We start from the raw sequence: 3,495 nt of genomic DNA, 5'->3' as shown, positions 1-3,495 counted from the left end.
CATTGCCGCCGCGCTGGAAAATCTTGAAACGAAGCTGATCCTCAAGGCTTTTCACGCGCTGGCTGACCGCTGAAGCGGTAATAAACTGTTCTTCGCCGGCACGCGTGAAATTACCGTGCCTCGCAGCACTCTCCACGATTTTAAGCGAATTGAGGTTGACCTGACTGAGCAGACGCACGGTTTCGACCTTAAGCTTGGCTTACACTAGCACCAGCATTCCTAATTTTACAGGGGTGGGTGAATTAATCGACTGTTTACCAAGTGTTGCCCCCATCCTGGAGAAGTACAATGAACGCCCATACCATTCCCGAACTGCGTTATGCGATGAGCCGCGAAGCCATTATCGGCCATGAAACCGCCTGGAAAGTGTCGAGTTTCGGTGTCGCGCAATATCTGCACGGCTATGACCCGGCACTGCTTGCAGCTATCGAGGAGGCTGCCCTGAAGCTCAAGGCCAGCCATGCCGTGCACAAGCACCTCGATCTGACCTTCATCACCGGGGCCGACCGTTTCATCCCCGAGATCAAGGAATTGCTGCATGACAAGCTGCGCCTGGAGCGGCTGTCCGACATGACGGGCACCAAGCTGGAGCCCTATCCGCTGTCGATCGTCGGCTCGACGGTCACCTTCATGAATCCCAACGACGGCGCCGTGGAGTGGCATTGCGATGGCGTTCCGGTGACCGAGCTCATTCCGCTGTCGATCAGCAATCCGCTGGTCGGCGGCCATCTCGAAATCTTCTGCGACGACTCCGAAACCGGCCGCGCCATTCTCGAAGCCGGCCGCGAGATCCCGCGCAACAGTGTCATGCGCATCGATCACAAGATGAACTACGCGACGCTCGGCCAATTCCTGGGCGTCCTGCATCGCACCGCTCCGATCCGGTTCGGCGAGCGCGTCACGCTGGTGCTCAACCAGCGCTCGGTGGCCAAACCCTATGTCGACGATAACAGAATGTTCTATCTCGCCGCCGACAACGACCACGACCGTGAGTGGGTCAGCGAACTGGCCGAAGATGTCTGGACCAATCAGCTGCCGGCCTATCGTCGGTTCGAGGCGGAGCATCCCGTGCCCACCGCCGTCGAGGCACCGGTTCCGGGCGGCGCCAGGGAATCATGGTAATGAACCATGACCCCGAAAAGTCGGAACCGGTTTTCGGACAGGATCATGGTCGAACAGCAACATAGAGTCCCATGCCGATTGTTTCGGCAGGGATCCGGCTCGATATCCGCGTTGGTCTTCGCTGCCGGTGCGGTGGCGTTGTGGTCCACCAATGCCCTGGTCGGCAAATCCCTGCTGGCCAGCCAACCGGTTTCGCAGGTCCAGTTCCTGCAATTTGCAGGCGCAGCACTCGTCTTCGCCGCCATCCGATTGATGAGCCGCGAAAGAGTAGCACCGGTCACCGCCGGGGCGGCGCTCATCTCTCTCGCGATCGGCTTCATCGGCCTGGTCGGCACCATGGTGCTGCAATACATCGCCTTCGCTTCGATGCCGGTGATCGAGGCCAATCTGGTGGCCTACACCTGGCCGCTGATGGTCGCGGCGGCAGTCATTGCCTTGGAAAATCCGCGGCGTCCGGCACTGTTGGGTCTCGCCGCGGTGGTGGGCTTCATCGGCGTTGCACTGGTGATTTCGGGAGGGCGCAACCAATCCTGGTTCGAGGGCGATCTGGTCGGCTATCTCGCCGCATTCGGGTCAGCGCTGTGCATGGCCTTCTATTCGCTCATGGTGGGACGGGTGGCCACTCCAGCGGATCGCCTGTTGCTGCCATCGTCTTTGATTGGCGTCGCTTTGATGTTTCTGTGGTGCGCTCGCGACGGTTTCACCTGGCCCGTCGGCGCGGACCTGGCCCTCGGCCTTTATCTCGGCGCCGGTCCGATGGGCCTGGGCTACTATTTCTGGTCGCGCGCCTTGAAGCTTGAAGGCAGCGACAGGGTCGCGGTGGTCGCCTATCTCACGCCGATCGCCTCGACCCTGCTTTTGACCTTGTCCGGCGAACGGCTGACGGTGACGGCCATTGTCGGAGCCATCCTCGTCATCGGCAGTTGTGTCGCGGTCGGTGTGGAACGTTCGGAGGTCGAAAACCATGTTTGACGAGAATGAGCGTCTGGCCAATCAGGAAGCGCATTGGCTCTACGCCGCGATGAGGGCCGAAAAGGCGATAGAACAAAAGGATTTCGCGCGTTGCGCCCGCTGGAAGCGTATTCTGGAGATATTGGACGAAAGTCCTGCCGCTAAGTCTGCTGGTTCCAAGTATTAGATTTTCTAATTTGCACGGCGTCGATTTCGCATGAATGCTATTTTTGCCGATTCTTCATTCTTTTATGAGACTTGGCGGTCCGTTGGGGGACGCGGTTAAAGAGATACATCGACACAAGTCTTCGCTGGGGTGGAGGATTTTGTCGCAAATAAGGTGAAAGAATTGTCAAATATCGATGATAAGACCGTTATCGAGCTGACGGCCGATATTGTCTCGGCCTATGTAGGCAACAATCCGCTTCCTGCTGCCGGCCTGCCTGAGTTGATTGCCAGCGTCAGTGCTTCGGTTCGCAAGCTCGCTGGTGCAGTTGTCGCGGAAACTCCAAACCTGGTTCCGGCAGTCAATCCGAAGAAGTCGGTGTTTCCCGACTACATCATTTGCCTTGAGGACGGAAAGAAGTTCAAGTCGCTCAAGCGGCATCTGCGGACCGACTACGGCCTGAGCCCGGACGATTATCGGGCCAAATGGGGCTTGCCGCCGGACTATCCGATGGTTGCGCCAAACTACTCGGCGACGCGATCGGCGCTGGCAAAGTCGACGGGACTTGGCCGCAAGCCGGCAGCAGCGCCGGCCGCTGTCGCCAAGGCAACGAAGCGCAAGGCGACTGCCTGAGAGCAGGCAAGCCACTGTTCGGCTGCTTTGACGACGCCCTCGCTGGCGTCGTTTCGAGGCCTTGTGCGGCCAACTGGCCGGCAAGGCCTTGCGAAGCGTTGATGTCCGGTGCAAAAGCGCGGCCATGCTGATCATCAACGACCTATCGCTCCGCATGGCCGGACGCCTGCTTCTCGACCATGCTTCGCTGACCTTGCCGGCCGGCACCAAGGCCGGCCTTGTCGGCCGCAACGGTACCGGCAAGACGACGCTGTTCAAGGCCATCACCGGCGATTTCCCGTCCGAGACAGGCTCGATCAGCCTGCCGAAGAGCACCCGCATCGGCCAGGTGGCGCAGGAAGCGCCGGGCACCGAGGACGCGCTGATCGAGATCGTGCTCAAGGCCGATCTCGAACGCACGGCGCTGCTCGAAGAAGAAAAGACGGCGACCGATCCGCACCGCATCGCCGACATCCATATGCGGCTGGCCGATATCGACGCGCACTCAGCCGAATCCCGCGCCGCCACCATTCTCGCCGGCCTCGGCTTCGACGACGCTGCGCAACGGCGTCCGGCCTCGTCCTTCTCCGGCGGCTGGCGCATGCGCGTGGCGCTTGCTGCGGTGCTGTTTGCCGAGCCCGACC

6 protein-coding genes are annotated in these 3,495 nt (G+C 60.3%); 5 read left to right on the top strand and 1 reads right to left on the bottom strand.

The window, feature by feature from the left end; translation table 11 throughout:
* Positions 1-178, bottom strand: a 178-nt coding sequence (locus EN906_RS27215; RefSeq protein ID WP_127375503.1) for a LysR family transcriptional regulator, incomplete at its 3' end; no start/stop codon positions are given.
* 110 nt (positions 179-288) lie between these two features.
* Between EN906_RS27215 and EN906_RS37465 the strand changes: the two genes are divergently transcribed.
* The 5 genes from EN906_RS37465 to EN906_RS27185 all read left to right on the top strand — a co-directional run.
* Positions 289-1,122: a hypothetical protein gene (locus EN906_RS37465; protein ID WP_164749112.1), complete on the top strand. Its 834-nt coding sequence runs from the start codon at positions 289-291 to the stop codon at positions 1,120-1,122.
* Positions 1,123-1,167: 45 nt separating this feature from the next.
* Complete coding sequence (locus EN906_RS27200; protein ID WP_127270635.1) at positions 1,168-2,094, top strand: DMT family transporter; 927 nt, start codon at positions 1,168-1,170, stop codon at positions 2,092-2,094.
* Positions 2,087-2,260: a hypothetical protein gene (locus EN906_RS27195; protein ID WP_127375502.1), complete on the top strand. Its 174-nt coding sequence runs from the start codon at positions 2,087-2,089 to the stop codon at positions 2,258-2,260. Before EN906_RS27200 ends, EN906_RS27195 begins: the two co-directional genes overlap by 8 nt.
* Before the next feature lie 162 nt (positions 2,261-2,422).
* Complete coding sequence (locus tag EN906_RS27190; protein WP_127268153.1) at positions 2,423-2,872, top strand: MucR family transcriptional regulator; 450 nt, start codon at positions 2,423-2,425, stop codon at positions 2,870-2,872.
* A gap of 124 nt (positions 2,873-2,996) precedes the next feature.
* Positions 2,997-3,495, top strand: a 499-nt coding sequence (locus EN906_RS27185) for an ATP-binding cassette domain-containing protein (RefSeq protein ID WP_164777392.1), incomplete at its 3' end; no start/stop codon positions are given.

Origin of the sequence: Mesorhizobium sp. M7A.F.Ca.CA.004.06.1.1, from assembly GCF_003999135.1 — a bacterium.
Classification (GTDB): Bacteria; Pseudomonadota; Alphaproteobacteria; order Rhizobiales; family Rhizobiaceae; genus Mesorhizobium.
Note: the sequence above shows the minus strand (reverse complement) of the source record. Positions and strands in the feature narration are given on the sequence as shown.

What these genes read in the sequence shown, in the direction of transcription:
- EN906_RS27195 (WP_127375502.1), top strand. Translation starts at nt 2,087, where the DNA reads ATGTTTGACGAGAATGAGCGTCTGGCCAATCAGGAAGCGCATTGGCTC.
- EN906_RS27200 (WP_127270635.1), top strand. Translation starts at nt 1,168, where the DNA reads ATGGTCGAACAGCAACATAGAGTCCCATGCCGATTGTTTCGGCAGGGA.
- EN906_RS37465 (WP_164749112.1), top strand. Translation starts at nt 289, where the DNA reads ATGAACGCCCATACCATTCCCGAACTGCGTTATGCGATGAGCCGCGAA.